We start from the raw sequence: 24,223 nt of genomic DNA on the forward strand, positions 1-24,223 counted from the left end.
TTGTTACGGCCAACACCGAGACTTACAACCTGCCGATCGTCGGCAGCGTCAGATGGGTCTAAGAGGCAGCGCCCAGCCCGCCCATCACTTCCGGACGGAAGCTGCGCTTGACCAGCGGTTTGATGCGCTCCACCAGTTGATTGCCGGCGTCGATGTCGACACCAGCATCACGGTAGGTGAGGGGAGAGTTGCTTGGAGTCGGACTGGTCACGGCGGCCACACGGTGAGGAACAATGGGCCAATTTTAGCAGGCCGCATTGGCGAGCTGGCCGCCTTCGGCCACAATTGTCCGTTATCGGCCCAAGAATGAAGCGGAATTGATGATGCGACCTATCCTGGCGTTCGTGTTGACAGCAGTGTTGAGCATCGGCAGCACGCAGGCCATGGCTCAGTCGGGCATGCGTACCGAGGGCGATGTGGCCACGGCGCAGGGCGTCTACGAGGCCGAAGTGCCGGTCAACAGCCAGGCCGACAGTGACCGCAGCGGGGCGTTGGCCCGTGCCCTGGCCCAGGTGCTGGCCAAGATGTCCGGTGATCGTCAGGTCACCTCGCGCCCGGGGGTGGCGCAGATGCTGCGCGACGCCGGCAGCTATGTCCGTTCCTACGATTACCGCCAGGACCGTGGCACCTCGGCCAGCGGTGCGCCGAGCTACCGGATGATGCTGGTCGCCCGTTTCGATGCCGAACAGGTCGAAGGCCTGGCCTCGGCGCTGGGGCTGCCGGTATGGGCGCAGCCACGGCCCAAGCCGGTGCTGTGGCTGGCCATCGATGATGGCAGCGGCCCGCGCCTGGTCAGCGTGCAGCAGTCCAATGCCGCCCGTCCGCTGCTGGACAAGGCCATCGAACGCGGCTATCGCCTCGGCCTGCCCGCCGGCGGTGCCGCCGAACAGGCCCTGGTCGGTGCGATCTGGCGTCAGGATACGGCGGCCATCGCCCGCGCTTCGGCGCGCTATGCACCGCCGATGCAGCTCGTCGGCAAGCTGTACCGCGGCAACGGTGGTGGCTGGGTCGCCGATTGGGTGTTTGTCGATAACGGCCGGGTTCTGGACCGCTGGAGTGCCCGGGAGACCGATGCCCGCCGTGCCATGGCCAATGGTGCCGACGGTGCCGCCGATGCGCTGGTGCGGCGCTATGCCAAGGCGCTGCCCAGCGGTTCGCCGGGGGTACACCGGATCATCGTCCACGGTTTGAACAGTGCCGATGACTGGCTGCGGGTATCGGCCAGCCTGCAGGCCCACCCGATGCTCAAGTCGATCCGTCCGCTGCGTGCCACGGGGGACCGCCTGGAGCTGGATCTGGAGCTGATGACCGGCCTGGCCGGTTTCAACCGCCTGCTCGGAGCCGATGCGGCACTGGTACCGGTATCGGCCACCCCCATGGTCGGACAGACTGCTGATGGAGTGCCTGCGACCGTGGCCAGCGGCGCGGCGGAGTACCGGGTCAAATGAACCAGGTTGCCCCGCTGGAGGAAATTGCCCGTTTCCTGCGCCATATCAAGCGCGGTGCCCTGTCGTTGGCGCTGGTCTGGGTGATCTGGTTGCTGGCGCCGATCCTGACCCCGTTTGTCGCCTCGCTGATGCTGGCCTGGCTGGGCGATCCACTGGTGGACCGGCTGGAAGCGGCCGGACGTTCGCGCAACACCGCCGTGCTGCTGGTGTTTGCGCTGATGATCGTACTGATCACCCTGGCGTTGCTGATCCTGGTGCCGATGCTGCAGAGCCAGGTCACGACCCTGGTCGGTGCGCTGCCGGCGATGCAGCAGTGGCTGCTGGAAGGGGCAATTCCGGCGCTGGAGAAGCGTCTGGGCTTCACCGCAGCCGAATGGATGGACCCGCAGCGGATCATTGACTGGGTGCGCAGCCACTGGCAGGCGGCCGGTGGTGCGGCAGCCACCGTGTTTGGCTACCTCGGCCGTTCCAGCTTTGCGGTGGTCACCTTTGTAGTCAACCTGCTGCTGACGCCGATCGTGACCTATTACTTCCTGCGTGACTGGGACCGGATGGTCGAGCGCGTGGCGGCCTTGATCCCGCGTGACCATATCGGCACGGTGAGCAAGCTGGCCAGCGAGTCCAACGAGGTGCTCGGTGCGTTCATGCGTGGCCAGTTCGTGGTGATGCTGGCACTGGGCGCGATTTATGCCAGCGGCATGGCCCTGATCGGTCTGAACCTGGGGCTGCTGATCGGCATGGTGGCCGGATTGATCAGCTTCATCCCGTATCTGGGCGCCACCACCGGGGTGATCCTGGCCGTACTGGCGGCGCTGGTGCAGGCCCAGGGGGTGGACATCAAGCTGCTGGCCGGGGTGGCGGTGGTATTCACCGTCGGGCAGTTGCTGGAAAGCTATGTGCTGACCCCGCGCATCGTCGGCGACAAGATCGGCCTGCATCCGGTGGCGGTGATCTTTGCGGTGATGGCCGGCGGCCAGCTGTTCGGTTTTCTGGGCATGCTGCTGGCACTGCCGGTGGCGGCGGTGGCCAATGTACTGCTGCGCTATGCGCAGGAGCGTTACCGCAGCAGTGAGCTGTATGCCGGGCACAGCGCAATCATCGTGCCGGCAGGCGTGGGCGATCCTCCGGACCCGCTCACGCCAGTGGTGACCGAGGAACCGAAGAAGTCGTGAATACCCCGCAATTGCCGCTGAGTCTGCGTTATCCGCCGGACCAGCGTCTGCAGACCTACCTTGGCGCGCCACCGGCGGCGCTGGCCCAGTTGCGTGCCCTGGCGGTAGGGGCGGTGGAGGATTGGCTGTACATCAGCGGCACTGCCGGCACCGGGAAAACCCATCTGGCGCTGGCAGTGTGTGCGGCCGCCGAACAGGCCGGACGACGGGCGATCTATCTGCCGCTGGGCGCTGCGCGTGGCCGCGTTGGCGAAGCACTGGAAGGGCTGGAGCAGCACGATCTGATCGCCCTAGATGGCCTGGACCTGGTCGCCGGCAACCGTGACGATGAGATCGCCCTGTTTGACTTCCACAACCGCGTACGGGCCGCCGGACATGCCCTGCTGTATACCGGCCGGATGCTGCCCGAAGGCCTGGGTCTGGTGTTGCCGGACCTGCGCTCGCGGCTGGGCCAATGCGGCCGGATCAGCCTGCAGCCGCTCACCGAAGCCGGACGTGCCGAGGTGCTCAAGGCGCGTGCGCAGCGCCGTGGCCTGGCCCTGGATGGTCCCGCGCTGGAATGGCTGTTGACCCGTACCGGGCGCGATCTGGGCTCGCTGGTCAGTGTGCTGGACCGGCTGGACCGCGAATCGCTGGCGGCCAAACGGCGGTTGACCGTGCCGTTCCTGCGCAATGTGCTCGGCGAGGCCGAAGGCAACGGCTAGCCCTGCCTGCCACCGGTTCTAGCCGGCCTGTGCCTCGCGTAACTGCTGGTCCAGCTCGGCCAGGCGTTGTGGCGTGCCGACGTCGGTCCAGCGGCCGTGATGGTGGATGCCACTGATCCGGCGCTGATGCATGGCCGCGCGCAACAGCGGGGCAAGCTTGAAACGGGGCGGCGTCAATTCGCTGCCCGGTGCCGCTCCGATCACCTGCTGCCAGCCGTGCAGGAACTCGGGGCGATACACGCCGATTCCGGAGAAGGTCAGCGCCGGCTCATCGTGCACCAGACCCTCGCTGTCCAGGCGGAAATCGCCGGCCGGGTGATGGGTGGGGTTGTCCACCAGCACCAGATGCGCCAGGCCGTGGGGCTGGCGCGGCAACCGGGCCAGGTCAAAATCGCACCAGATATCGCCATTGAGGGCGATGAAGGGCGCCTCGCCGAGCAGGGGCAGGGCATTGTGCATGCCGCCACCGGTTTCCAGCGGGGTGTTGCCTTCGTAGCGGTAATGCAGGCGCAGGCCCCAGTGACTTCCATCGCCCAGGGCCGGCTCGAAACACCCGGCCAGCCAGGAGGTGTTGATCACCACCTCATCCACGCCCAGCGCGGCCAGCCTTTCCAGATGCCAGGCGATCAGCGGCTTGCCGGCCACCGCGAGCAGCGGTTTCGGGGTGTGGTTGGTCAGCGGCCGCATCCGCTCGCCCAGGCCGGCGGCAAAGATCAGTGCCTTCATGGCACCGCACCGCGTGCAGCCAGCGCCGGTTTGAGAGTGTCGGCAAACAGCTGTGCCAAGGGCACCAATGTCGGGTGCCGCGGCAGCACCGCATCCAGGTAGCCGATGAACCGTGGCAGGTCGGCGATATAGCGTGATTTGCCATCGCGGTAATGCAGCCGGCAGAAAATGCCCAGGATCTTCAGGTGGCGCTGCACGCCGATGAAATCCACGTCACGGGCGAAGGTGGCCAGCGATTGTGGCACCGCGATGCCGGCCTGCAAGGCACGCTGGTGGTAGTGGGCGACCCACTGCGCCACCCGTTCCTCGGGCCAGCTCAGGAAGGCATCGCGCAGCAGGCTGGCCACGTCGTAGGCCACCGGGCCGATCACCAGGTCCTGGAAATCCAGCACGGCCGGGCCATCGGCGACCGGCATCAGGTTGCGTGGCATGAAATCACGGTGTACCGGCAGCTGGGTTTGACCCAGGGCATTGTCCATCAGCCGGCGTTGCACCAGCTCCAGCTGCTCGGCCTGGCCGCAGTCCAGCTGCAGTCCCAGGTGCCTGCCGATGAACCATTCTTCGAACAGGCCGGCGTCACGCTGCAGCAGGGCCTGGCCAAAATGCCCCAGCGCATCGGTCGGGGCCAGCTGCTGCAGCCGCAACAGCTGGGTGATGGCCGCATCGAAGCAGGCATCGGCATTGTCGGCGTTGATCACCTGGGCCAGGGTCGGACCACCAAGGTCCTCCAGCAACAGGAAACCGGCCTCCAGGTTGCGCGCCAGCACCTGCGGCACGCGTACGCCATTGGCCTGCAGCAGGTCACGTACCTGCAGCCAGCGCTGCACATCCTCCAGCCCCGGCGGCGCGTCCATCACGATGCGTGAGGGCAGCAGGCCGGTGGTACGCCAGTAGCTGCGGAAACCGGCATCGGTGGAGGCGCGAACCAGCCCGGTCTGCGGCTGGCCGGTAACCGCGTGCAGCCAGTACAGGCGTTCAGTGGCGCGGGGGTCATCAAGACGATTCATGCAGTACCTGGGCAGCAACCGGCTGCCGATGCAACAGGGTAAGCGGCAAGGGTGGGCGAAGGCGAGAGGCGAGGGCATGCAACAAGGGCGGCCTGCCGGCCGCCCTTGTCGTGTGCGCTCAGGCGTGGATCAGCAGCAGCCGTGGCCACCGTGACGGGTGCCCGAGTCGGCATGTACCGGCGAACCGCTGGTTTCCCCGCGCAGGCTGGCGGCATGGTGCTGCAGCAGCACGTGCGAGACGCAGGCGGTGACCCGCTTGCCCATCGGGATGTGCAGGAACTCGTTGGGGCCATGCGCGTTGGAGTGCGGGCCGAGCACGCCGGTGATCATGAACTGTGCACCGGGGAACTTCTCGCCGAGCATGCCCATGAACGGGATCGAGCCGCCTTCGCCCATGTACATCGCCGGCTTGTTGAAGAAGGTCTGCGAGGCCTGGTCGATGGCCGCTTCCAGCCACGGCGCCATCGCCGGTGCATTCCAGCCGGTGGAGGCCTTTTCCAGCTCCAGCGAGACCTGGGCGCCATTGGGCGGGTCACGCAGCAGGGCTTCCTTCAGCAGTTCACCGCAGGCCTTGCCGTCAGCGGTCGGCGGCAGGCGCAGCGACAGCTTGACCGAGGTCTCCGGGCGCAGCACGTTGCCGGCCGATTCCAGCGGCGGCATGCCACCGATGCCGGTGATCGACAGCGCCGGGCGCCAGGTACGGTTGAGTACCAGCTCGGCGAGCTCATCGCTCATCGGGCGCAGGCCGTCGACCATCGGGAATTTCTCGAAGATCGCGGTATCGACCACCTCGGCCGCGCGCTGTGCCTGGGCAATGCGCTCGGCCGGGATCTCGGTGTGCAGGCCCTCCAGCAGGATGCGGCCGGTGTTCTCGTCCTCGATGCGCGAGAGCAGCTGGCGCAGCAGGCGGAAGGAGGAGGGGATCACCCCGGAGGCATCGCCCGAATGCACGCCTTCCTCCAGCACCTTCACGGTGAAGTTGCCGCCGGTCAGGCCGCGCAGCGAGGTGGTGCACCACAGCTGTTCGTAGTTGGCACAGCCCGAGTCCAGGCAGACCACCAGCGACGGCTGGCCGATGCGTTCGGCCAGGTGGTCGACATAGGCCGGCAGGTCATAGGAGCCCGATTCCTCGCAGGCTTCGATCAGGATCACGCAGCGCGCATGCGGCAGGCCCTGTTCGTGCAGGGCCAGGATCGCCGCCAGCGAGCCGTACATCGCGTAGCCGTCATCGGCGCCACCGCGGCCATACAGCTTGTCGCCGCGCAGCACCGGCTTCCACGGGCCGAGATCGGCATCCCAACCGGTCATTTCCGGCTGCTTGTCCAGGTGGCCGTACAGCAACACGGTGTCATCGCCGGTTTCCGGCCCGGAGGCCGGGATTTCCAGCAGCAGCAGCGGGGTACGCCCTTCCAGCTGCACCACTTCCACCTGCAGGCCGGGAATCTTCTGCGCGCGTGCCCAGGTTTCCATCAGGGTCACGGCCTGGGCCATGTAACCGTTTTCGACCCAGTTGGCATCGAACATCGGCGACTTGTTGGGAATGGCGATGTATTCAATCAGCTGCGGGACGATCTCGTTGTCCCACTTGTCATTGATGAACTGGCCGAGCTTGGCGCTATCCATGGATGCTGCTCCGGATGATTGTTTGGCAATGCGCCATTGTACGCCCGTGCCCTGTAGGAAATTTCCTACCCTGTGTCGGGCAGTCGGCTGGCTTCCTGAACGCGCTACTGACGATAGGATGGCCACCGGTGTCGAGGGAAGGTATAGCTGCCGGCAAGGAGCCGGTCTACCAACTCATAGACACAAGGAGTGCAACCATGAAATGGATCGCCGTGACCTGGAAGTCGCTGGTGTTGAGCATGGTTCTGGCAGGTTGGGCGTCGGCCACGGAAAAGGTCGACATCAACAGTGCCGACGCCGCCACGCTGGATCGCGTGTTGGTCAATGTCGGTGCCGCCAAGGCGCAGGCTATCGTGGACTATCGGCAAGCCAATGGTCCGTTCCGCAGCCCAGAGGAACTGGCGCAGGTACGGGGAATTGGTTTGCGGACTGTAGAGATCAACCGGGATTCGATCACGGTTGGTGCTGCAGACCAGCCGCCAGCAAGGACTGCTGGGCAGGTGCCGCGGCGCTGATCAAAAGGTTTGGCAGGCACGCTTCACTGCCGGATGCGGTGGAAAATGCCGGTTGGGGAGGGATTCCAAAAGGACTGGGCAGGACGCCAACAAGGATGTGTTATCGCCCGGTGGCGCACAGTGACGTGCGGCCGGGCGATTTGTTTCATTGCTCACGCCGTCAAGGGGGGCTGTGGCTGTGCGACATGGGGGTGGCGCGCACCACGGTACAGACGGTAATGACGGACGTATCAGCGAAGGTGGGGCCTGGCTGATACGTCCGTTATTTTTTTGCCCGTCCGGCGGCCGGACAAGCGCCGGCATGGCGGTGACGCAAAGTGGCAGGGCCGTTGCTGGTCCGCGTGCGGTGCGAAGGGCCACCGTTTGCCTGGAATTGTTGCCGGGCCATCCGTCCGGATGGATGACTCCGTGCCGGGAATTGCCCATCCGCTTCCCTGCCAGGCCATTGCTGCGCCGCCACAGCTCATCTGGCTGGCAGGGCGTCTTGTCCGATCCGGGTCGCGATCCCTTGCAATCAGTCCAACCAGACGGTCGGCCATCGCTGTTGCGCAACCCCGGGCAGGTACCGGCGGCGCAGCTGGGCACACTGGGATCCAGATGATGATTCACGCTGTCGGCTGTCGGCTGTCGGCTGTCGGCTGTCGGGCACCGGTGGCGATTTTTGCCGAGGCACGGCTGCTGTCGATGCCCGGTTGGACCATACTTGCGCGGCAGCAGCAGGGCGCGTTTTTGATTATCGTCATCTGCCGTCACGGTGCCGGTCCTGGCCCGTCGTCATCGCTCGTATTGCTACAAGGCAGGCGTCATGCACACCGCACCATCGGTCTCATTCCGGCGCATCGCCCTGCTGGTGGCTGGTCTGTCGATGTTTGGCCCATTCGCCATTGATGCGGTGTTTCCGGCGTTCCCGCGGATTGCCCAGCAGTTCGCGGTCGACAAGCTGGCCCTGCAGCAAGTCATCAGCGTTTATCTGTTGGCCTATGCGGTAATGAGCCTGGTCCATGGGGCCTTGTCTGACGCACTGGGGCGCAAGCGGGTCATCATTGGTGGCCTGGTGGTGTTCATCGGCGCCTCGATTGGCTGTGCGCTGGCCACCGACATGACCACCTTGCTGGTGTTCCGGGCCCTGCAGGGCATGTCAGCCGGTGTGGGCTACATCATCGGCCGGGCGGTGATCCGTGATCTGTATGCCGGCGACGAAGCGCAGCGCTTGATGAGCCAGGTCTCGATGATTTTCTCGATTGCTCCGGCAATAGCGCCCATCATCGGCGGCTGGTTGCTGGGTTGGGGCAACTGGCCGCTGATCTTCTGGTTCCTGGTGGCCTTTTCCACGGTGTTGCTGGTGGTGACCATGCTGTGGTTGCCGGAAACCCATCCGCCGCAGGCACGGCTGGAGCTCAGGCCAGTGGCACTGGCCCGGGATTACTGGCAGATCGCCCGCAACCCCAGGTTCCTGCGTCTGGCCGGGGCTGGTGCGTTGAGCTTTGGCGGTCTGTTTTTGTATATCGCCTCGGCGCCGGCAGTGATCATTGACCTGCTGGGCATGGGCGAGCGCGACTTTGCCTGGCTGTTCGTGCCGACCATTGCCGGCATGAGCCTGGGGGCCTGGGTGTCGGGGCGCAGCGCCGGGCGCATCAGCGGCGAGCGTGCCATCGCCATCGGCTTTGCCCTGCTGGCGTTGTCGGTGCTGTGGAATGTTGCCTACAACCTGCTGGTCACTGTGCCGCAGGTACCGTGGGCGGTGCTTGGGTTGACCCTGCATGCCTTCGGCACGGCCTTGATCTTCCCGGTGCTGACCTTGCGGATCCTGGACATGTACCCGCGTCAGCGGGGCTCGGCCTCGTCGATGCAGGCTTTCAGCGTGCTGGTCACCAATACCGTGGTCGCCGGCGTGCTGTCGCCGGTTCTCAGCCAGCACGGACTGTATCTTGCCCTGGGGGCGGCGGGCTTCATTGCGGCCGGTGGCTGCCTGTGGCAGCTGGAATTGCGGGCCATCGCCCGCTCAGACAAGCCGGTGGTGGATCAGGGACAATAGGCCGCGTTGCCCACCGTCGAGGTGGGAAGCCCTGACTGCGGAAACAAGCGATGTCCACTGATTCGAAAAACCGCCGCGAGGCGAAAAAAAAGCAGGCTGAGCGGGCCGCCAACCAGGCCGCCGACCGTCGTGCCCAGGCCTTGCGCAAGACCGAGCCGCATGCCGAACTGCGTGACCAGCAGCGCAACCTGCTGGCCGGTATCGTCCGTCGCGACGGCCAGTGGGTGCTGGGGATGGATGGCAAGATTGCCGGTGAGAGCGACAGTGCCGCCCACGTGCTGGCGATGGTGATGGCCGCTGGCGAGCTGCACGAGCGCCAGGGGACGCCGGTGCGGCTGGTGTACTCCGACGCCCTGCGTGATGCCGCACGCGCCGAAGCGCAGGCGATGGGGCAGACCTTCGAGCAGTTCAAGGACGACCTGATCGCGCGGCTGGGCCGCAAGCTGCACTGAGCAGGCCTTGACCGGTTGCAGCGATTGTCCACCGGTGGAAAACCAGCAAGGGCGCCTGCAGGGCGCCCTTGCTGGTTGTGCAGGCCATCACCGGCTGGTGATGGCCGGTAGCGCTGTCGTGGTTTACGGCTGTGCCGGTGCGGCCGCCGCAGTGCTGCTGCCCGGGGCCTGCCAGCCGCAGGTCTGGCCGGCATTCTGCTCGGCAAGCCACTGCTGCAACGGGGCAAAGTAGGCCAGCATCGGCGCGGCATCGAGCTGTTCGCTGCCGGTGACTTCCTTCAGTGTAGCCTGCCACGGCTGGCTGGCGCCCTTGGTCAGCATGGCCCAGAACTTCTGCCCGGCTTCGGCGTTGCCGTAGAAGCTGCACTCGTGCAGCGGCCCGGTATGGCCGGCGGTATCGCACAGTCCCTTGTAGAACTGGTACTGGTAGATGCGGGCCAGGAAGTAGCGCAGGTACGGGGTGTTGCCCGGCACGTGGTACTTGGCACCGGCGTCGAAATACTCCTCGCCACGCGGGGTGGCCGGGGCCACGCCCTGGTAGCGTGCCTTCAGGTCCCACCAGGCCTTGTTGTAGTTGTCCGGGGTGATCGAACCGTCGAACACGCCCCAGCGCCAACGGTCGATCAGCAGGCCAAACGGCAGGAAGGACACCCCGCTCAGGGCCATGCGCATCTGGGCGTTGATGGTGGCATCGTGGCTTTCGGCCTGGGCATCGACCAGGCCGATCGAGTTCAGGTACCTGGGCGTCATCGCCAGCACGATGGTGTCGCCGATGGCCTCATGGAAGCCATCGTTGGCGCCGCCCTGGAACAGCGGCGGTTGCGGGTTGTAGGCCAGGTCGTAATAGATGTGGCCCAGTTCGTGATAGATCGTGGTGAAGTTTTCTTCGGTCGGGGTGATGCACATCTTGGTGCGTACATCCGGGTTGGTGCCGTTCTCCCCGCCCATGTTCATGTCCCACGCACTGGCGTGGCAGACCACGTTGCGATCCAGCGGTTTGATGAACTGGGTGTTGTTCCAATAGCTTTCCGGCAAGGCCGGCATGCCCAGGCCGGTATAGAACTGCTCGGCCTGGCGGGTCATGTCCTGGGCGGTCTTGAGCTCGGCGGCGCGGATGGCTTCGGCCCGCTGCTCGACACTGGCATTGCCGGTGAGCTTGCCCAGGCTGCTGCGCAGGTTCTGCTGGTGCTGCTTTTCCAGCGCCGCGGTGATGTCCAGCGAGCCTGCGCCGGCGTAGGGCTGCAGGATATCCCACAGGTTGGACCAGTCCTGCTGCCACATGTTGCCGGTCAGGTGGGCCGGAATCAGGCCGCCTTCCAGCTGGCCCTTGTCGGCCCCGTATTCGGCGACCAGCTTGTTGCGGGTGTAGCAGTGCAGCTGCTCATACAGTGGCTTGACCTGTTCCCACAGCCGGTCGGTTTCGCTGACCACCTGCTCGGCGGGCATGTCATAGCCACTGCGCCACATTGCGCCGGCATCGTTGTAGCCCATCTGCCGGGCACCTTCGTTGACCAGCTCGACAAAGCGCTGGTAGCGGCCGCGCGAGGCGATGGCAGTGGAGTGCCAGCCGCTCCAGGCATCGAGCTGGGCGTTGTAGTCGCGTGAACGGGCCAGGACGTTTTCCAGGGCGCCGAGCTGGCGGCAGTCCTGCTTGTCACCCTCGCCGGTGCAGTAGGTGCCGGCGCCGTAGTCGCCCTCCAGCTTGGCGGCGATGCCGGCCAGTTCGGCCACCTTGGCCGGGTCGCGCGGGGCGGGCATGGCCGTCATCAGCTTGAGCAGGGCAATGGCACGGGCGGTATCGGCACTCATCGGCTGGCCGTCATACTGGCCGGCCTGCTCGATCCAGCCATTGAGCACGGTCATCCAGCGCTCGTTGCTCTTGGCGGCAATGCGTTCGGAATCGGCATTGATGTAGGTGGAGGCCAGCCACTGCGCCGACGTCATCTCCGGATACATGGCCTTGTATTCGGCGTTGACCCGGGCGATGAAGTCATCGGCGCTTTCGGCCGGAGCCTGGCTGGCGGTGGCCGGTGCGGTGGGCGCGTCCTTCTGGCTGCAGCCGGACAGGACAAGCAGGCTGGCGCTGATGGCTGCAGCCAGCAGCAGGTGGCGGTTGTTCACTACGGCGTCCCCAATGGATGGATAACGCCGAAGGCTAGGCCGCTGTGCGGCCGGCCGCAAGGGGCGCCGCTCAGCCGGCTACCGGCAGGCCGTGTTCGAGCAGCCAGGCGCGCGCATCTTCGGCGTCTTGTTCAAACCAGGCTCGGGTCGAACCCAGCCGGTAGGTATAGCCCCAGGCGTCCATGTCGGCCATCAGCCGTGCGCTGCCAACGCCGGCCAGGCGCTCTGCCAGCACAATCTGCAGGTAGCAGGTGGCATCCTCCTCGGCGACCGAGTCGGTGGCATCGGTATCGACCAGGGCGCGTTTTTCCTCGGGCAGCACGATCAGGTGGCAGGCTTCGTGCAGCATCGAGTGCACCGGGGTGTCATCGCGCACGTAGACGTTGCCGGCGATGATGCCCGCCTCCGGTTCGCCCCAGAAACTGCCCGGGATTTTTTCTCCGGCAGCTACCCGGTGCAGGCGCAGGCCGAAGCCGGCGAGCAGGGTAGCGGCATCGTCAAAGCCAATCTGGCCAACGGTCAGCACGCTGGCGGCCGGATCGCCGGCGGTGGTGTCATTCATGGCATTTCTCCCCGGCGGCAGGTCGCCGCCGGGATCCAGGCTTACTTTTCGTCGGGCAGGGCGACAGAGATGTCGAGCACGTCATTGGCGCCATCGCGGACCAGGTCGACCTTGACCGCGTCGGCATCGATATTGACGTACTTCTTGATCACCTCCAGCAGTTCGCGCTGCATCAGCGGCAGGTAATCCGGGCCGCCGCGGCTGCTGCGCTCCTGGGCGATGATGATCTGCAGACGGTTTTTCGCCGTCTCGGCGGTGTTCTTCTTCTTGTGCAGGAAGTCCAGCAATCCCATGCCCTTAGCCTCCGAAAAGCTTGCTGAAGAAACCCTTCTTCTCCACGGTGGTGAAGCGCATCGGGCGGTCCTCGCCGAGAATGCGCGCTACGGCATCGTCGTAGGCCTGGCCAGCCACGGACTCGGTATCCAGGATCACCGGCTCGCCCTTGTTGGAGGCATTGAGCACATCCGGCGATTCGGGAACCACGCCGATGCATTTCAGGCCCAGCACTTCCTCCACGTCGTTGATGGAGAGCATCTCGCCGGTTTCCACCCGCGCCGGGTTGTAGCGGGTCAGCAGCAGGCGTGCTTCCAGCTCCTTGCCGCTTTCGGCGCGCAGGGTCTTGGAATCGAGCAGGCCGATGATGCGGTCCGAATCGCGTACCGAGGAAACTTCCGGGTTGACCACGACAATCGCGCGGTCAGCGAAGTACATCGCCAGGAATGCGCCTTTTTCGATGCCTGCCGGAGAGTCGCACAGGATGTAGTCAAAACCGTCGTCAGCCATTTGCTTGAGGACCTTGCCGACACCTTCCTGGTGCAGTGCATCCTTGTCGCGGGTCTGCGAGGCGGCCAGTACGTACAGGTTGTCAAAACGCTTGTCCTTGATCAGGGCCTGCTTGAGGCTGGCTTCGCCATTGACCACGTTGACAAAGTCATACACCACGCGGCGCTCGCAGCCCATGATCAGGTCAAGGTTGCGCAGGCCGACGTCGAAGTCGATGACGGCGACTTTCTTGCCTTTCCGGGCCAGGCCGCAGGCGAGGCTGGCACTGGTGGTGGTCTTGCCGACGCCACCCTTGCCCGAGGTGACTACGATGATTTCAGCCAAAGGACTTCTCCTGGTGTGTTGGGTGGATGCCAGCTCAATCCAGAGCGGCAATCATGATCTGGTCCTGCTCCAGCCAGACTTGCACGGCTTTGCCGCGCAGCTGGCTGGGTACGTCATCCAGCACCTTGTAGCGGCCGGCAATGGCTACCAGTTCGGCGTGGAACTCACGACAGAAAATACGCGCATTTTCATTGCCTTGCGCACCAGCAAGGGCACGCCCGCGCAGCGTGCCGTAGATGTGGATGCTGCCATCGGAGATGACTTCGGCCCCGGCGCCGACCGCGGACAGCACGGTCAGGTCGCCGTTGTGTGCATACAGCTGCTGGCCCGAGCGCACCGTGGTGTGGTGCATCTTGCCCAGCTCGCCGCTGCCGGCGGCGGGTGCGGCCGGTGCCGGTGCGGGTGCCGGGGCAGGTGGTGCGGCACTTCGCCGGGCGGGCGCCGGCGGTGTTGCAGTGTCCTGGTCACGTTCGTACTGGGCACGGAACTTGGCCAGCAACGGCAGCCCGAGCTGCTCGGCCAACTGCTCGGTCTGGCTGGTGCCATAGGCCAGCGCCACCGGCAGCACACCGGCCTGGCGCAGGCCATTGATCAGCGCCTGGGCAGTGGGCAGGTCCGGCAGCTGGGCCAGACCACCAAAATCCAGCACCACCGCCGCGCGCGCAAACAGTTTCGGGGCGCGGGTAACGCGTTCGTGCATTTCCTGCACCAGACGCGGGACATCCAGGCTGCGTACGCGCAGGTTGGCAATCCCTACCTGGCCGATTTTCAGTTCACCAGCCTGTTCGTAATCGTTCATCTGCATCACATCAATTCCCGGCCTTGGCCGGGGCAATGGGGGTGCGCGGCTTGATGATCCAGGCCGCATCGGGCAAGTGATCACCGTAGGTATCGCGCACCCAGGGATAGCTGCACAAGTCCTTGAGCATCATGCTGGCGCGGACATCGACATTGCGCATGGTGTTCTGGCCGACCTCGCGAAAACCGAAGCTGCCATGGAACAGCAGCGCCGCATCGGCGCCGTGGTCGAGAAAGACCTCGCAGGCGATATGCGGGTAGCGCAGTTCGGCATAGCTCTGCATGTCCGCATACAGCGCACGGCCGACACCGCCACCACGGCGGCGGCTGGCCACCACGATGCGGTCGATATAACAAAAGCGCCGATAGCGCTCGGCAAACCAGGCAAAGTTGCTGGAGTCATGCGCGCTGGCACTGCCGAAGCCGATCAGGAAGCCGGCCAGGGCGCCGTCACGCTCGGCGACGCGGAAATATTCGGCGTGGTCGTAGAAATAGCGCAGCCGACCGGCATCCATGGGCAGGATGGCCGAGCCGGCATTGTTGTTCAAGGCCAAGATGGCATCGAGTTCATGCTCGCGGACATCGCGGATGACAATGGACATGCACACTCCGGTGGGGCGAACGAATGGCGTGAAAGCGCGCTGGATTATCGCACGCCCGGACCGGTGGGCGAACCCTGCCGGCATGACCATCGGTACGGTGCCGCAAACCGCCCGGGCACTTTAAGATGAGCCATGTTTGGACAATTGAGCCATACCCGCGTCCTGCGCTATGCCGGCCTGTTTACCTGGGCGCTGGTCGCCTTGCCGCTGGCATACAGTCATTTCTACCCTTCCTGGGAAGACCTGGGCGGGCAGGGTGGGCAATTGCTGGCGGCCTATATCGGCTTTGGTGCCGGCTACTGGTGGCTGACCCGTGGCCTGGAAACCGGCGGCCATTCGGGCTGGTACGACCGCCTGCTGCTGGTGGCGTTGACCTGTTTTGCGCTGATGGTCAGCTATGCCAGCTGGTCTGGCCTGGGTTCGATCCTGATGATGGTCGCTGCCGGGGTGATCCCCTGGCTGCTGCCGGTGCGTGCCGGGGTGGTGTGGCTGCTGGTCAGCCAACTGGCGGTTCTTCCGGTGTACTGGCTGAGCCTGCGCATGTCGCTGTTCGAAGCCTTGATGCAGACCCTGCTGTACGCCGGGTTTTCGATGTTCGTGTTTGTCACCTCGCTGGTGGCCCGGCAGCAGGCGCATGCGCGCGAGTGGCAGCGCCGACTCAATGCCGAGCTGCGCGCCACCCGGGTACTGCTGGCCGAAAGTGCGCGGGTCAACGAGCGCACCCGGATCTCGCGTGAGCTGCATGACCTGCTCGGCCACCACCTCACCGCGCTGAGCCTGAACCTGGAAGTGGCCGGACACATCACCGAAGGGCAGGCCAAGGAGCATGTGCGTCAGGCGCATGTGCTGGCCAAGCTGTTGTTGACCGATGTGCGCGAAGCGGTCAGCAGCATGCGCGAAAGCGGGGCGATCGATCTGGCCGCGACCCTGCGCCCGCTGGCCGAAGGGGTGCCGTCGCTGGCGGTGGAGCTGGACATCCCGGAATCGCTGGAAATTGAAGATCCCGAGCGTGCGCATGTGCTGCTGCGCTGTGCCCAGGAGATCATCACCAATACCGTACGCCACGCCCGCGGCGCGCGCTCGTTGTATCTGCAGGTGGCGCGGCGTGACGGGCAGCTGCTGCTGAGCTCGCGCGATGACGGCCAGGGCCTGGACCCGGCCCGGTTCGTGCCCGGCAATGGCCTGCGTGGCATGCGCGAACGTCTGGCACTGCATGGTGGCAGCGTGGAAGTGCAGACCGCACCGGGCAAAGGCTTTGCGATCACGGTGATACTGCCGGAAAATCCGCAGGGCGTTACGCTGACGGCCACCGTTGAGGAGAAGTTTGATGATTCGCGTCTGCCTGGTTGATGACCAGACCTTGGTACGCCAAGGCATTCGATCGCTGCTGGCGCTGGATGGCGGCATCGAGGTGGTGGCCGAGGCTGCTGATGGGCGTCAGGCGGTGGAGATGATCCCCGTCCAGCGTCCGGATGTGGTGCTGATGGACATGCGCATGCCGGTGATGAGTGGCCTGGAGGCCCTGCAGATGCTGGCTGCCAACGGTGCCCTGCCGCCGACCATCATCCTCACCACCTTTGACGATGACCAGCTGGTGCTGGCCGGGCTCAAGGCCGGGGCCAAGGGGTATCTGCTCAAGGATGTCTCGCTGGAGCAGCTGGTCGGCGCGATCCGCACCGTGGCTGCGGGTGGTTCGCTGGTGCAGCCGGCAGTGACCCAGCGGCTGCTGTCCGGCCTGGAACACATGCGCAACGAGTTCGTCAGCCTGGACCGTCCCGATCCGCTGACCGAGCGGGAGACGGAGATCCTGCGGCTGATGGCCAGTGGCTTTTCCAACAAGGAAATCGCCAACTCGCTGGGTGTGGCCGAAGGCACGATCAAGAACCACGTCTCCAACATCCTGTCCAAGCTCGGTGTACGGGACCGTACGCGTGCGGTATTGAAGGCATTCGAGCTGCAGCTGGTGTGAGCGGCCGGGTGTGGTGGCGGCCGTGGGTGGGGGTAGCAGCCCCCGGGTGATCGGCGCTGTTTTGCTTTTGTTCAGGACGGTGGAGAATTTCACCTTGCTGCCGGCAAGCTTGCTTGGGAAAGCCTCGATGGAACCGGGGTCACAATGTAATAAACAAGCGGCGCGAAGCCTGTTAGGATGCGAGCTTCGCTTCAATTAACCCGGCCGTGGCATCGGCCTCGGAGACTCTTGCATGACCCGTATTATCGAGTTCCTGATCGCCTTGGGGATCGTGGCAATCCTGTTCGTCATCATCGGCGTCTGCCTGCCGGGTGAGCGTCATATCAGCGAAAGCATCGAAACCAATCGCAAGATGACCATCGTCAATGACACGGTCAACAGCCTGCGTCGTTTCAAGGACTGGAACCCGCTGGTGCTGCGTGATCCGGCCATGAAGCTGTCCTACAGCGGCCCGGCTTCCGGCGTGGGTGCACGCATGGAATATGACTCGGCACAGGTTGGCCAGGGCAGCTGGGAAATTACCCAGAGCGAGGAAAACCAGCGCGTGGTCTACGCCCTGGACAACAGCCAGCGTGGTTCGGACAAGACCATGACCTTCCTGCTGGAGCCGACCGGCAAGGACAACCGCAACGTCAAGATCACCCAGGAATACTCGGTGAAGTACGGCTTTGACCTGTTCGGTCGTTACGCCGGCCTGTATGTCAGCCGCCACGTTGGCGATGACATCAAGTTGGGTCTGGGCCGCCTGCAGACGATGCTGGCCGGTGTGCCGAACATCGACTACCGCGACCCGTCCACCACCCTGGCAGACCTCGGCATTGTTGACCTTGGCGTTGAAGACCTGCTGGTGGTCAATGCCGGCAACATCGAGCGCGGCAACGAAACCATCCGCCAGTCGATCAAGGACAACCAGGAGTGGATCAAGCGCGTGATGGACAACAACGGCCTGGAAGCTGCCGGTCCGGTGCGCATCATCACCACCGATTTCGGCGCCGAGAAGTACGCCTTCGACGTGGCCCAGCCGGTCCGCAAGAAGGGGGCCACCGAAGTGGCTGCCGACGAGCTGAGCATCAAGGTTGATGGCACCCCGGTCACCTACAGCCGTCTGCCGGCCCGCAAGGCCGCCCATGCAACCTATGTCGGCCACATGGCTGGCCTGGATGTGGCACGCAGCGCCCTGCGTTCGTGGGCTACCACCAACGGCCACGAGCTGATCGAGCGTCCGTACGAATCGTGGAATGGCGGCCTGGACAAGTCCTTTACCCAGGAAGGCGACTACGACATCTACTGGGCAATCAAGTAAGCAGCTCACGCAGCTTGCCTGCCTGGAACGACGCGCCGCTTTTGCGGCGCGTTTTTTTTGACTCAAGCCCGGACTGTCCTGTCCGGCTTCAGTGAAGGAGGAAGCGATGGATACGATGACATACCGGGTACAGGCCACCGCCGGTGCGCTGCTGGCCGCTTTGGCCGTTGCGCTGTCGGCCTGGGCCGCACATGGCCTGCCGGCCGGGAGGGAGCAGCACAATGTGTTGATGGCCTGCCTGTATGCCTTTGGCCATGGTGCGTTGCTGCGGGTATTGGCCGCACGCGCCGGCAGCCGGGTCGAGCAGGCCGGACGCTGGCTGCTGTTGCTCGGGGTAGTGCTGTTTTCCGGCAGCCTGGTCGGCAATGTGCTGTGGGCATGGCCCACGGCCGCGGCGCCGGCCGGTGGCGTGGCGCTGATTGTTGGCTGGCTGCTGCTGGGCATTGCCCCCTGGCTGGCAGCCGGGCGCAGCGGCGATCCGGCCGGCCGCTGAGCGGTGGTGGACGGCGGTCGGCGAGGATCAGCCTCCCGCCGGGTGGTAGCACCAGTGCCATGGCTCGTAGACGATGCCATGCGGGTTGTCGCGCGGGTAGCTCAGGGCAAAGCCAAACCGGTGCGCGTGCTGGCTGAGCCAGGCAAACGCCGGAGTGGCCTCAAAGCTTTCCTCGGCCGCCTGCTCGCCGGGGGTGCCGATGTCCAGTGCCCGGCCACTGTGGTGTTCGGAAAAGCCGGGGGCCGTATTGACGCGGAGAATATCTGCCACGCCCAGGCCGCGGGCTTGTTTGCGCGCGAAGATGCCGGCCTGGTAGGCATGCGAGCGGTACCCCGAGATGGCTTCCAGGACGATCCGGTCAGCGGCAGCGGCGCTGCGCATCCGCTGCCAGCTGCGGCCAGCGGCCGGCGTCAGCCAGAGCGGGCGCCGCCAGCGGTCAAACCCGGCATGCGCCAGCCAGGCCGGCTCGGCGTGCAGTGCCAGTCCGCTGTGCTGGGCGTAGTGATCGCCCTGAAGTCCCAGCTGTGCCAGTTGCTCGTGCACGCTGTCCAGCGGCAGCACGCTGGCTGGCGCTGGCAGCGCGCCGCGCTGGCCAATCTGCTCCAGCAGGTCCAGGGCGGCCATCAGGCCGGGTTCGTCGGGCAGGCGGGTGACCAGTGGCATCAACCCGCTGGGCAGGCGGGCAGCCAGGTACTGGCCGTCGGCCTTGCGGCGCAGGACATGGTCGGCCAACGCCAGGCTGCGGGCATCGCGGTTGCTGCGCGCCCGCAGCAGGCAGGCGGGCCAGATTTCAATCAGCGGGCTGTTGAACAGCCGTAACGGGGCAGTGCGCATGGCCACAGCTTAGGCTGGCCTGGTCGACAGGGCCAGCTGGCGCAGATGGTCGAGCAGGGCCTGGGGATCATGCGGTTGCAGCAGCAGATCAAAGCCCTGTCGGGTCGGCAGCCACAGCACCTTGCCCTTGCCGTACAGGGCCACCAGGGCCTTGTTGCCGTTGCGCAGGCGGAACCAACCCGATTTCAGCCCGGGCAGGGAGGTGCCATTGGTCTTCCAGCGCGGGCTGTAATCGATCTGCTCCTGCAGATCGATGACCCGGGCCTTGTCCAGCTCCAGGTCAGCCAGCGGCAGGCTGCGACGATAAAAGCTGCTGGTGACCTGCAGCATCTGCTGGTTCCAGCGCAACTGCTGGCGGCGCAGCAGCCAGTCCACACCGAACCAGAGCGGAACCAGCAGCAGCGCGATCGCGGCGATGCTGGCTGCGGCGCCGCCAAAACGGGCGTGCTTGCCCAGCTCCGGGTCCAGGGTGCTCAGGCCCAGTGGCAGTACCACCACCACGATGAAGGCAAGCAGGCGGGTGGCTTTTCCCGGGCGCTGGAGCTGGGCAGCGTCGGGCAGGCCGGTAAGCGGGTTCATCGGGCGTGGATCCACTGGGCAATGTCATTGATCAGCCCGGCCGCGACCTTGCCCGGCTGCTGGTATTCGGCCAGGGTGCCGGCCCCTTCGCCGGCCATCCCCAGGTGGTTCAGGGCCGGGTAGTGGCGGAAGGTGTAGCGCTGGCCGGTCAGTCCGGTCTTGAGTCGCCGCCAGTCGGCATCGACGACCTGGAAGTCGCGGCCACCCTGCAGCAGCAGGGTGGGCAGGCCGGCATCGCGGGTCTCGCCGACAACGTCCACTGCTTCCACTTCCTGCCACCAGGCACCGGTCAGGCCGGGCAGGGCCGGCAGGGTAGCAGCCGGGTCGCGGCGCAGCGCGGCAATGGCGGTATCGAGCTGGTCCATGTGCGCCCTGGCCGCCTCGGCGGGAATCTGCGGCGATTGCGCCAGCAGGTAGGCATTCTGCTCGCGCAGCAGGTCCAGGATCGGTCGCGCCGGTGCCGCGAACAGGATCGCGCCGGCAGCTTGACTGGCCGTGGCGATGCGGGCGGCGAGCATGCCGCCCTGGCTGTGGCCGAGGACGAACACACGGGCCGGGTCGATGCCGGGCTGCTGCTTGAGCAGGGCAACCGCGGCGACGGCATCGTCGGTGGTTTCCGTGGCCAGGCTGACGCCATCGCTGAAGTCCTGCGGCCGGGCCTGGGTGCGCTTGTCATAGCGCAGTACCGCAATGCCCTGTGCGGCCAGGCCGTGGGCGATATCGGCAAACGGCTTGTTCGGGCCGATCGTTTCATCGCGGTCCTGCGGGCCGGAGCCGTGGACCAGCACGACGGCCGGGAAGGGGCCATCGCCCTTGGGCAGGCTCAGGGTGGCACCCAGTGGGCCGGGGCCGTGGATGATCTGCAGGGGCAGCTCGCTGAAGGGCGCATCGGCGGCCACGGCAGGGGCCGGATCGGTGACCGGCGCCAGGTGGAAACCGGCGATGCGGCCCTGCGGGTCGATGACCGTGGTCGCCAGCAGGGCGCCTTTGTCGAATTGCAGCCGGCTGACCACGCGCTGATGGCCGTCGACCTGGCTCAGCTCACCTTCCGGATTGCTGGTCAGCGTCCCCAGCTGCTGGTTCAGTGCCTGCCAGAGCTGGGCCAGTCTGGCTGCCGGCACGGCCTGGGCCATCTGTGGGCTGAAGCGTGCTTCGGCGGCGCTGAACTGCCCGGCCTGCAGCTGCTCGATCAGCTGCTGCGCACTTTGCTGCGGGCTGGTGGCCAGGGCGAACTGGCCCAGGCCCAGAAGGCAGGCGGCCAGCATCAGGCGGGAGCGGATTTTCATGCTCAGGCTTCCTTTTTGAAGATCAGCAAGGTGGGATGCATGTAGCCACTGTTGATGGCCTGTACCAGTTCCCAGCCCAGGGCGCCCTGGCGGCTGAGGTGCTCCTGTACCTGCTTGGGGTCAAAGCCGCCCCAGGTCTTGGGTTTGACTTCCACGGTGAGGTATTGCCAACGTTTGCTCATCGTCTGTCCTTACTTGTCTGGGTCCGGTTCGGGCCGGGCGGTGGGCAGCCGCCCGGCCTTGCGCAGGGCATCACGCAGCACGTACTCGATCTGGGCATTGAGGCTGCGCAGCTCGTCATCGGCCCAGCGTTGCGCCGCCGCCAGGACATCGGCGTTGATACGCAGCGGATAGGCCTTTTTTTCGCTCACTTGCGCATCCTGTGCGCGCGGTGCAGGCGCACGAGCATGGAAATGGCCAGCGCATTGACGGAGACAAACACCACGCCGGCAACGGCATAGGTGCGGTTGCTGTTGCCACCGGCCCAGTACAGGCCGGCGGCACCGCAGAACAGGCTCAGCGCGATCAATGCCCAGTGCAGGGCCTGGTTGCGCGAAAGCGGTGAGCCCTCGCGGCCGACCCAGAAGGCGATGCCCAGCGCCGGAAAGGCAGTCAGTGCGAGTACGAAAGGGGCAAGCAGCTCATTCATCACAGCAGTCATCAGTACAGGGAGCCGGCATTGACCACCGGCTGGGCGCCGCGGTCCGAACACAGCACGGTGAGCAGGTTGGAGACCATCTGCGCCTTGCGCTCCTCGTCCAGGTTGACCACCCCGCTGCGCTGCAGATCAGCCAGTGCCATTTCGACCATGCCCACCGCGCCGGCAACAATGCGCTGGCGCGCGGCGATCACCGCATTGGCCTGCTGGCGCTGGAGCATGGCCTGGGCGATTTCCGGCGCATAGGCCAGGTGGCTGATGCGCGCATCGATCACCTGTACCCCGGCATCGGCCAGCCGCTCGGCCAGCTCGTCCTTCAGGTGTTGGGAGATCTCGGCGGCATGGCTGCGCAGGGCCAGCTGGCCTTCTTCGTGCTGGTCATACGGGTAGCTGGTGGCCATCGCGCGCAGCGCCGATTCGCTCTGGATGTGCACGAAGGACTCGTAGTCATCGACGTTGTAGACCGCCTCGGAAGCATCGTTGACCTGCCAGACGATGACTGCGGCAATTTCGATCGGGCTGCCGTCCAGTTCGTTGACCTTGAGCTTGCCGCTTTCAAAGTTGCGTACCCGCAGGCTGACCTTGCGCTTGCTGAAGAACGGGTTGTTCCAGCGCAGGCCGTTGTCCTTGACCGTACCCACATACTTGCCGAACAGCTCCAGCACCGCGGCCTGGTTGGGCTGGACCATGTAGAAACCGCAGCAGACAAAGATGCTGGCCGCAATGATGAGGATGGCCACAACCAGCCACTGGCCACCGCCCTGTTCGGCGGCGAGCCCGGCCATGCCGACGGCGCAGGCCAGCACGATGGCCGCGATCGTGGCCAGGATCATTGGAATGCCGGGAAGCGAACGCTGCGTGATCTCTTTCATCTTCATCCCATTTGTTGATATCAATTTGATATCAGTATTGATTGGGCTTCAGCAAAATGCAAGCTGAACGCGTAAAATGTGTTTCTTTGCAACTATCGGATTCCTACATGAACGCGCTAGGCACTCCACTGACCTCCTCGGCAACCCGCGTACTGCTGCTGGGCGCGGGTGAGTTGGGCAAGGAAGTGGCGATCGAGCTGCAGCGGCTTGGGGTTGAAGTCATCGCTGCCGATCGTTATGCCAACGCTCCGGCGATGCAGGTCGCCCACCGCAGCCACGTGCTGGACATGCTGGACGGTGAAGCGTTGGCCGCCTTGATTGCCACTGAAAAGCCGCACCTGGTGGTGCCGGAGATCGAAGCCATTGCCACCGCCACGCTGGTCGAGCTGGAAGCGGCAGGGCAGCGCGTGGTGCCGACCGCGCGGGCGGCACAACTGACCATGGACCGCGAGGGGATCCGCCGCCTGGCGGCCGAAACCCTCGGCCTGCCGACTTCGCCGTACCGGTTTGTCGATGACCAGGCGCAGTACGAACAGGCAGTGGCGCAGATTGGCCTGCCGTGCGTGGTCAAGCCGGTGATGTCCTCCTCGGGCAAGGGCCAGAGCACCCTGCGGCTGGCAGCCGACATCGCTCCGGCATGGACCTATGCCCAGACCGGCGGACGTGCCGGGGCAGGGCGCTGCATCGTCGAAGGCTTCATCGACTTTGAGTATGAAATCACCCTGTTGACCGTGCGCCATGCCGGTGGCACCACCTTCTGCGCGCCGATCGGGCACTGGCAGAAGGATGGCGATTACCGCGAGAGCTGGCAGCCGCAGCCGATGTCCGCGCTTGCGCTGGAGCGCGCCCAGGCGGTGGCCAGGGCGATCACCGACGAGCTCGGCGGTTGGGGTGTGTTCGGGGTGGAGCTGTTTGTGAAGGGCGACGAGGTCTGGTTCAGCGAGGTCAGTCCGCGCCCGCACGATACCGGTCTGGTGACCCTGGCCTCGCAGGACCTGAGCCAGTTCGCGCTGCATGCGCGGGCCATTCTTGGCCTGCCGGTGCCGGTGATCCGCCAGTTCGGGCCGTCGGCTTCCTGCGCGATGCTGGCCACCGGTTTCGGTGTGCCGCGGTTCTCCAATCTGGACATTGCCCTGACCCTGGCCGATACCCAGCTGCGCCTGTTCGGCAAGCCGCGGGTGGAAGGCTCGCGGCGGGTCGGGGTGGTGGTGGCACGCGGGGAGGACATCGAGGACGCCCGTGGCCGGGCGCGCGCTGCCGCCGAGGCGATACAGATCCAGCTCGATCCGCTGCCGTTGGTCTGACGGGGTCAAGCGCAACAGAAAACGGCCCCGGATGGGGCCGTTTTGCCAGGTGC

General features: G+C 65.4%; 27 protein-coding genes and 1 pseudogene. 11 read left to right on the forward strand and 17 right to left on the reverse strand.

Annotated features, from left to right (window positions below; all coding sequences use genetic code 11):
• Nucleotides 1-70 precede the first annotated feature (70 nt).
• Nucleotides 71-211 (reverse strand): annotated as a pseudogene (locus ABB25_RS14485) (phosphoribosylformylglycinamidine cyclo-ligase); the annotation flags it as partial.
• Between the two features lie 112 nt (nucleotides 212-323).
• Here ABB25_RS14485 and ABB25_RS02465 point away from each other — a divergent pair.
• Genes ABB25_RS02465 through hda form a run of 3 tightly spaced genes read left to right on the forward strand, consistent with a single transcriptional unit; the run spans nucleotide 324 to nucleotide 3,324 of the window.
• A complete protein-coding gene (locus ABB25_RS02465) occupies nucleotides 324-1,448 on the forward strand; it encodes a DUF2066 domain-containing protein (RefSeq protein WP_083488097.1) in 1,125 nt (374 codons plus the stop codon).
• Nucleotides 1,445-2,620 carry an AI-2E family transporter gene (locus ABB25_RS02470; protein WP_057663273.1) on the forward strand — a complete coding sequence of 392 codons (1,176 nt, stop codon included), beginning with the start codon at nucleotides 1,445-1,447 and terminating at the stop codon, nucleotides 2,618-2,620. Before ABB25_RS02465 ends, ABB25_RS02470 begins: the two co-directional genes overlap by 4 nt.
• Nucleotides 2,617-3,324 carry a DnaA regulatory inactivator Hda gene (gene hda, locus ABB25_RS02475; protein ID WP_057663277.1) on the forward strand — a complete coding sequence of 236 codons (708 nt, stop codon included), beginning with the start codon at nucleotides 2,617-2,619 and terminating at the stop codon, nucleotides 3,322-3,324. The genes ABB25_RS02470 and hda overlap by 4 nt, the downstream gene beginning before the upstream one ends.
• A gap of 18 nt (nucleotides 3,325-3,342) precedes the next feature.
• Here hda and murU read toward each other — a convergent pair whose 3' ends face one another.
• The 3 genes from murU to ABB25_RS02490 all read right to left on the reverse strand — a co-directional run bounded on the left by murU (nucleotide 3,343) and on the right by ABB25_RS02490 (nucleotide 6,680).
• Nucleotides 3,343-4,050, reverse strand: coding sequence for an N-acetylmuramate alpha-1-phosphate uridylyltransferase MurU (gene murU, locus ABB25_RS02480; RefSeq protein ID WP_057663280.1), 708 nt, complete (start codon nucleotides 4,048-4,050; stop codon nucleotides 3,343-3,345).
• Nucleotides 4,047-5,057 carry an aminoglycoside phosphotransferase family protein gene (locus ABB25_RS02485; protein ID WP_057663282.1) on the reverse strand — a complete coding sequence of 337 codons (1,011 nt, stop codon included), beginning with the start codon at nucleotides 5,055-5,057 and terminating at the stop codon, nucleotides 4,047-4,049. The genes murU and ABB25_RS02485 overlap by 4 nt, the downstream gene beginning before the upstream one ends.
• Before the next feature lie 129 nt (nucleotides 5,058-5,186).
• Nucleotides 5,187-6,680: a M20 family metallopeptidase gene (locus tag ABB25_RS02490; protein ID WP_057663285.1), complete on the reverse strand. Its 1,494-nt coding sequence runs from the start codon at nucleotides 6,678-6,680 to the stop codon at nucleotides 5,187-5,189.
• Between the two features lie 197 nt (nucleotides 6,681-6,877).
• Here ABB25_RS02490 and ABB25_RS02495 point away from each other — a divergent pair, with 197 nt between their 5' ends.
• The 3 genes from ABB25_RS02495 to ABB25_RS02505 all read left to right on the forward strand — a co-directional run bounded on the left by ABB25_RS02495 (nucleotide 6,878) and on the right by ABB25_RS02505 (nucleotide 9,682).
• The gene (locus tag ABB25_RS02495; protein ID WP_057664406.1) at nucleotides 6,878-7,195 is read left to right on the forward strand and encodes a ComEA family DNA-binding protein; all 318 of its coding nucleotides are present in this window, start codon (nucleotides 6,878-6,880) and stop codon (nucleotides 7,193-7,195) included.
• 805 nt (nucleotides 7,196-8,000) lie between these two features.
• A complete protein-coding gene (locus ABB25_RS02500) occupies nucleotides 8,001-9,230 on the forward strand; it encodes a multidrug effflux MFS transporter (protein ID WP_083488068.1) in 1,230 nt (409 codons plus the stop codon).
• 50 nt (nucleotides 9,231-9,280) lie between these two features.
• Nucleotides 9,281-9,682 carry a hypothetical protein gene (locus ABB25_RS02505; protein WP_057663288.1) on the forward strand — a complete coding sequence of 134 codons (402 nt, stop codon included), beginning with the start codon at nucleotides 9,281-9,283 and terminating at the stop codon, nucleotides 9,680-9,682.
• 123 nt (nucleotides 9,683-9,805) lie between these two features.
• Here the strand turns inward: ABB25_RS02505 and ABB25_RS02510 are convergent, their stop codons facing one another.
• The 6 genes from ABB25_RS02510 to ABB25_RS02535 form a co-directional block, all read right to left on the reverse strand.
• The gene (locus ABB25_RS02510; protein WP_057663291.1) at nucleotides 9,806-11,803 is read right to left on the reverse strand and encodes a M2 family metallopeptidase; all 1,998 of its coding nucleotides are present in this window, start codon (nucleotides 11,801-11,803) and stop codon (nucleotides 9,806-9,808) included.
• A gap of 70 nt (nucleotides 11,804-11,873) precedes the next feature.
• The gene (locus tag ABB25_RS02515) at nucleotides 11,874-12,365 is read right to left on the reverse strand and encodes a hypothetical protein (RefSeq protein ID WP_057663294.1); all 492 of its coding nucleotides are present in this window, start codon (nucleotides 12,363-12,365) and stop codon (nucleotides 11,874-11,876) included.
• 41 nt (nucleotides 12,366-12,406) lie between these two features.
• Nucleotides 12,407-12,658 (reverse strand): cell division topological specificity factor MinE, encoded by a 252-nt coding sequence (minE, locus tag ABB25_RS02520; protein ID WP_057663297.1) that lies wholly within the window; start codon nucleotides 12,656-12,658, stop codon nucleotides 12,407-12,409.
• A gap of 4 nt (nucleotides 12,659-12,662) precedes the next feature.
• The gene (gene minD, locus ABB25_RS02525) at nucleotides 12,663-13,472 is read right to left on the reverse strand and encodes a septum site-determining protein MinD (protein ID WP_057663298.1); all 810 of its coding nucleotides are present in this window, start codon (nucleotides 13,470-13,472) and stop codon (nucleotides 12,663-12,665) included.
• Nucleotides 13,473-13,506: 34 nt separating this feature from the next.
• A complete protein-coding gene (gene minC, locus ABB25_RS02530) occupies nucleotides 13,507-14,277 on the reverse strand; it encodes a septum site-determining protein MinC (protein ID WP_057663301.1) in 771 nt (256 codons plus the stop codon).
• A 4-nt stretch (nucleotides 14,278-14,281) separates the two neighbouring features.
• Entirely contained in the window at nucleotides 14,282-14,872 is a 591-nt protein-coding gene (locus ABB25_RS02535; RefSeq protein WP_057663305.1) for a GNAT family N-acetyltransferase, read from the reverse strand.
• A 132-nt stretch (nucleotides 14,873-15,004) separates the two neighbouring features.
• On the opposite strand from ABB25_RS02535, the gene ABB25_RS02540 reads away from it, so the two are divergent.
• From ABB25_RS02540 to ABB25_RS02555, 4 genes are all read left to right on the forward strand, one after another.
• Complete coding sequence (locus ABB25_RS02540; RefSeq protein ID WP_057663307.1) at nucleotides 15,005-16,222, forward strand: sensor histidine kinase; 1,218 nt, start codon at nucleotides 15,005-15,007, stop codon at nucleotides 16,220-16,222.
• The gene (locus ABB25_RS02545) at nucleotides 16,200-16,841 is read left to right on the forward strand and encodes a response regulator (RefSeq protein WP_057663309.1); all 642 of its coding nucleotides are present in this window, start codon (nucleotides 16,200-16,202) and stop codon (nucleotides 16,839-16,841) included. The genes ABB25_RS02540 and ABB25_RS02545 overlap by 23 nt, the downstream gene beginning before the upstream one ends.
• 232 nt (nucleotides 16,842-17,073) lie before the next feature.
• Nucleotides 17,074-18,144, forward strand: a complete 1,071-nt coding sequence (locus ABB25_RS02550) for a polyketide cyclase (RefSeq protein WP_057663313.1) — start codon at nucleotides 17,074-17,076, stop codon at nucleotides 18,142-18,144.
• 106 nt (nucleotides 18,145-18,250) lie between these two features.
• On the forward strand, nucleotides 18,251-18,637 hold the full coding sequence (locus ABB25_RS02555; protein ID WP_057663316.1) for a DUF423 domain-containing protein: 387 nt from the start codon (nucleotides 18,251-18,253) through the stop codon (nucleotides 18,635-18,637).
• A gap of 27 nt (nucleotides 18,638-18,664) precedes the next feature.
• On the opposite strand, the gene ABB25_RS02560 is transcribed toward ABB25_RS02555, so the two are convergent.
• Genes ABB25_RS02560 through ABB25_RS02590 form a run of 7 tightly spaced genes read right to left on the reverse strand, consistent with a single transcriptional unit; the run spans nucleotide 18,665 to nucleotide 22,866 of the window.
• The gene (locus ABB25_RS02560; RefSeq protein ID WP_057663320.1) at nucleotides 18,665-19,471 is read right to left on the reverse strand and encodes a M15 family metallopeptidase; all 807 of its coding nucleotides are present in this window, start codon (nucleotides 19,469-19,471) and stop codon (nucleotides 18,665-18,667) included.
• 9 nt (nucleotides 19,472-19,480) lie between these two features.
• Nucleotides 19,481-20,050, reverse strand: coding sequence for a PH domain-containing protein (locus ABB25_RS02565; RefSeq protein WP_057663324.1), 570 nt, complete (start codon nucleotides 20,048-20,050; stop codon nucleotides 19,481-19,483).
• Nucleotides 20,047-21,336 carry an alpha/beta hydrolase gene (locus ABB25_RS02570; protein ID WP_057663326.1) on the reverse strand — a complete coding sequence of 430 codons (1,290 nt, stop codon included), beginning with the start codon at nucleotides 21,334-21,336 and terminating at the stop codon, nucleotides 20,047-20,049. The genes ABB25_RS02565 and ABB25_RS02570 overlap by 4 nt, the downstream gene beginning before the upstream one ends.
• Nucleotides 21,337-21,338: 2 nt before the next feature.
• The gene (locus tag ABB25_RS02575) at nucleotides 21,339-21,518 is read right to left on the reverse strand and encodes a DUF4177 domain-containing protein (RefSeq protein WP_057663329.1); all 180 of its coding nucleotides are present in this window, start codon (nucleotides 21,516-21,518) and stop codon (nucleotides 21,339-21,341) included.
• Between the two features lie 9 nt (nucleotides 21,519-21,527).
• Nucleotides 21,528-21,707 carry a type II toxin-antitoxin system antitoxin gene (locus ABB25_RS02580; protein ID WP_057663332.1) on the reverse strand — a complete coding sequence of 60 codons (180 nt, stop codon included), beginning with the start codon at nucleotides 21,705-21,707 and terminating at the stop codon, nucleotides 21,528-21,530.
• A complete protein-coding gene (locus ABB25_RS02585) occupies nucleotides 21,704-21,985 on the reverse strand; it encodes a hypothetical protein (RefSeq protein ID WP_152980943.1) in 282 nt (93 codons plus the stop codon). Before ABB25_RS02585 ends, ABB25_RS02580 begins: the two co-directional genes overlap by 4 nt.
• A gap of 11 nt (nucleotides 21,986-21,996) precedes the next feature.
• Entirely contained in the window at nucleotides 21,997-22,866 is an 870-nt protein-coding gene (locus ABB25_RS02590) for an SPFH domain-containing protein (protein WP_057664409.1), read from the reverse strand.
• A 107-nt stretch (nucleotides 22,867-22,973) separates the two neighbouring features.
• On the opposite strand from ABB25_RS02590, the gene purT reads away from it, so the two are divergent.
• A complete protein-coding gene (purT, locus tag ABB25_RS02595; RefSeq protein WP_057663337.1) occupies nucleotides 22,974-24,170 on the forward strand; it encodes a formate-dependent phosphoribosylglycinamide formyltransferase in 1,197 nt (398 codons plus the stop codon).
• The last annotated feature ends 53 nt before the right edge of the window (nucleotides 24,171-24,223 follow it).

The sequence above is a fragment of the Stenotrophomonas koreensis genome, from assembly GCF_001431525.1.
Lineage (GTDB): Bacteria > Pseudomonadota > Gammaproteobacteria > Xanthomonadales > Xanthomonadaceae > Stenotrophomonas > Stenotrophomonas koreensis.

Coding starts and splice junctions, on each gene's coding strand:
- ABB25_RS02465 (WP_083488097.1), top strand. CDS start 324: ATGCGACCTATCCTGGCGTTCGTGTTGACAGCAGTGTTGAGCATCGGC.
- ABB25_RS02470 (WP_057663273.1), top strand. CDS start 1,445: ATGAACCAGGTTGCCCCGCTGGAGGAAATTGCCCGTTTCCTGCGCCAT.
- murU (WP_057663280.1), bottom strand. CDS start 4,050: ATGAAGGCACTGATCTTTGCCGCCGGCCTGGGCGAGCGGATGCGGCCG.
- ABB25_RS02485 (WP_057663282.1), bottom strand. CDS start 5,057: ATGAATCGTCTTGATGACCCCCGCGCCACTGAACGCCTGTACTGGCTG.
- ABB25_RS02490 (WP_057663285.1), bottom strand. CDS start 6,680: ATGGATAGCGCCAAGCTCGGCCAGTTCATCAATGACAAGTGGGACAAC.
- ABB25_RS02495 (WP_057664406.1), top strand. CDS start 6,878: ATGAAATGGATCGCCGTGACCTGGAAGTCGCTGGTGTTGAGCATGGTT.
- ABB25_RS02500 (WP_083488068.1), top strand. CDS start 8,001: ATGCACACCGCACCATCGGTCTCATTCCGGCGCATCGCCCTGCTGGTG.
- ABB25_RS02505 (WP_057663288.1), top strand. CDS start 9,281: ATGTCCACTGATTCGAAAAACCGCCGCGAGGCGAAAAAAAAGCAGGCT.
- ABB25_RS02515 (WP_057663294.1), bottom strand. CDS start 12,365: ATGAATGACACCACCGCCGGCGATCCGGCCGCCAGCGTGCTGACCGTT.
- minE (WP_057663297.1), bottom strand. CDS start 12,658: ATGGGATTGCTGGACTTCCTGCACAAGAAGAAGAACACCGCCGAGACG.
- minC (WP_057663301.1), bottom strand. CDS start 14,277: ATGCAGATGAACGATTACGAACAGGCTGGTGAACTGAAAATCGGCCAG.
- ABB25_RS02535 (WP_057663305.1), bottom strand. CDS start 14,872: ATGTCCATTGTCATCCGCGATGTCCGCGAGCATGAACTCGATGCCATC.
- ABB25_RS02540 (WP_057663307.1), top strand. CDS start 15,005: ATGTTTGGACAATTGAGCCATACCCGCGTCCTGCGCTATGCCGGCCTG.
- ABB25_RS02545 (WP_057663309.1), top strand. CDS start 16,200: ATGATTCGCGTCTGCCTGGTTGATGACCAGACCTTGGTACGCCAAGGC.
- ABB25_RS02550 (WP_057663313.1), top strand. CDS start 17,074: ATGACCCGTATTATCGAGTTCCTGATCGCCTTGGGGATCGTGGCAATC.
- ABB25_RS02555 (WP_057663316.1), top strand. CDS start 18,251: ATGGATACGATGACATACCGGGTACAGGCCACCGCCGGTGCGCTGCTG.
- ABB25_RS02560 (WP_057663320.1), bottom strand. CDS start 19,471: ATGCGCACTGCCCCGTTACGGCTGTTCAACAGCCCGCTGATTGAAATC.
- ABB25_RS02565 (WP_057663324.1), bottom strand. CDS start 20,050: ATGAACCCGCTTACCGGCCTGCCCGACGCTGCCCAGCTCCAGCGCCCG.
- ABB25_RS02570 (WP_057663326.1), bottom strand. CDS start 21,336: ATGAAAATCCGCTCCCGCCTGATGCTGGCCGCCTGCCTTCTGGGCCTG.
- ABB25_RS02575 (WP_057663329.1), bottom strand. CDS start 21,518: ATGAGCAAACGTTGGCAATACCTCACCGTGGAAGTCAAACCCAAGACC.
- ABB25_RS02585 (WP_152980943.1), bottom strand. CDS start 21,985: ATGAATGAGCTGCTTGCCCCTTTCGTACTCGCACTGACTGCCTTTCCG.
- ABB25_RS02590 (WP_057664409.1), bottom strand. CDS start 22,866: ATGAAAGAGATCACGCAGCGTTCGCTTCCCGGCATTCCAATGATCCTG.
- purT (WP_057663337.1), top strand. CDS start 22,974: ATGAACGCGCTAGGCACTCCACTGACCTCCTCGGCAACCCGCGTACTG.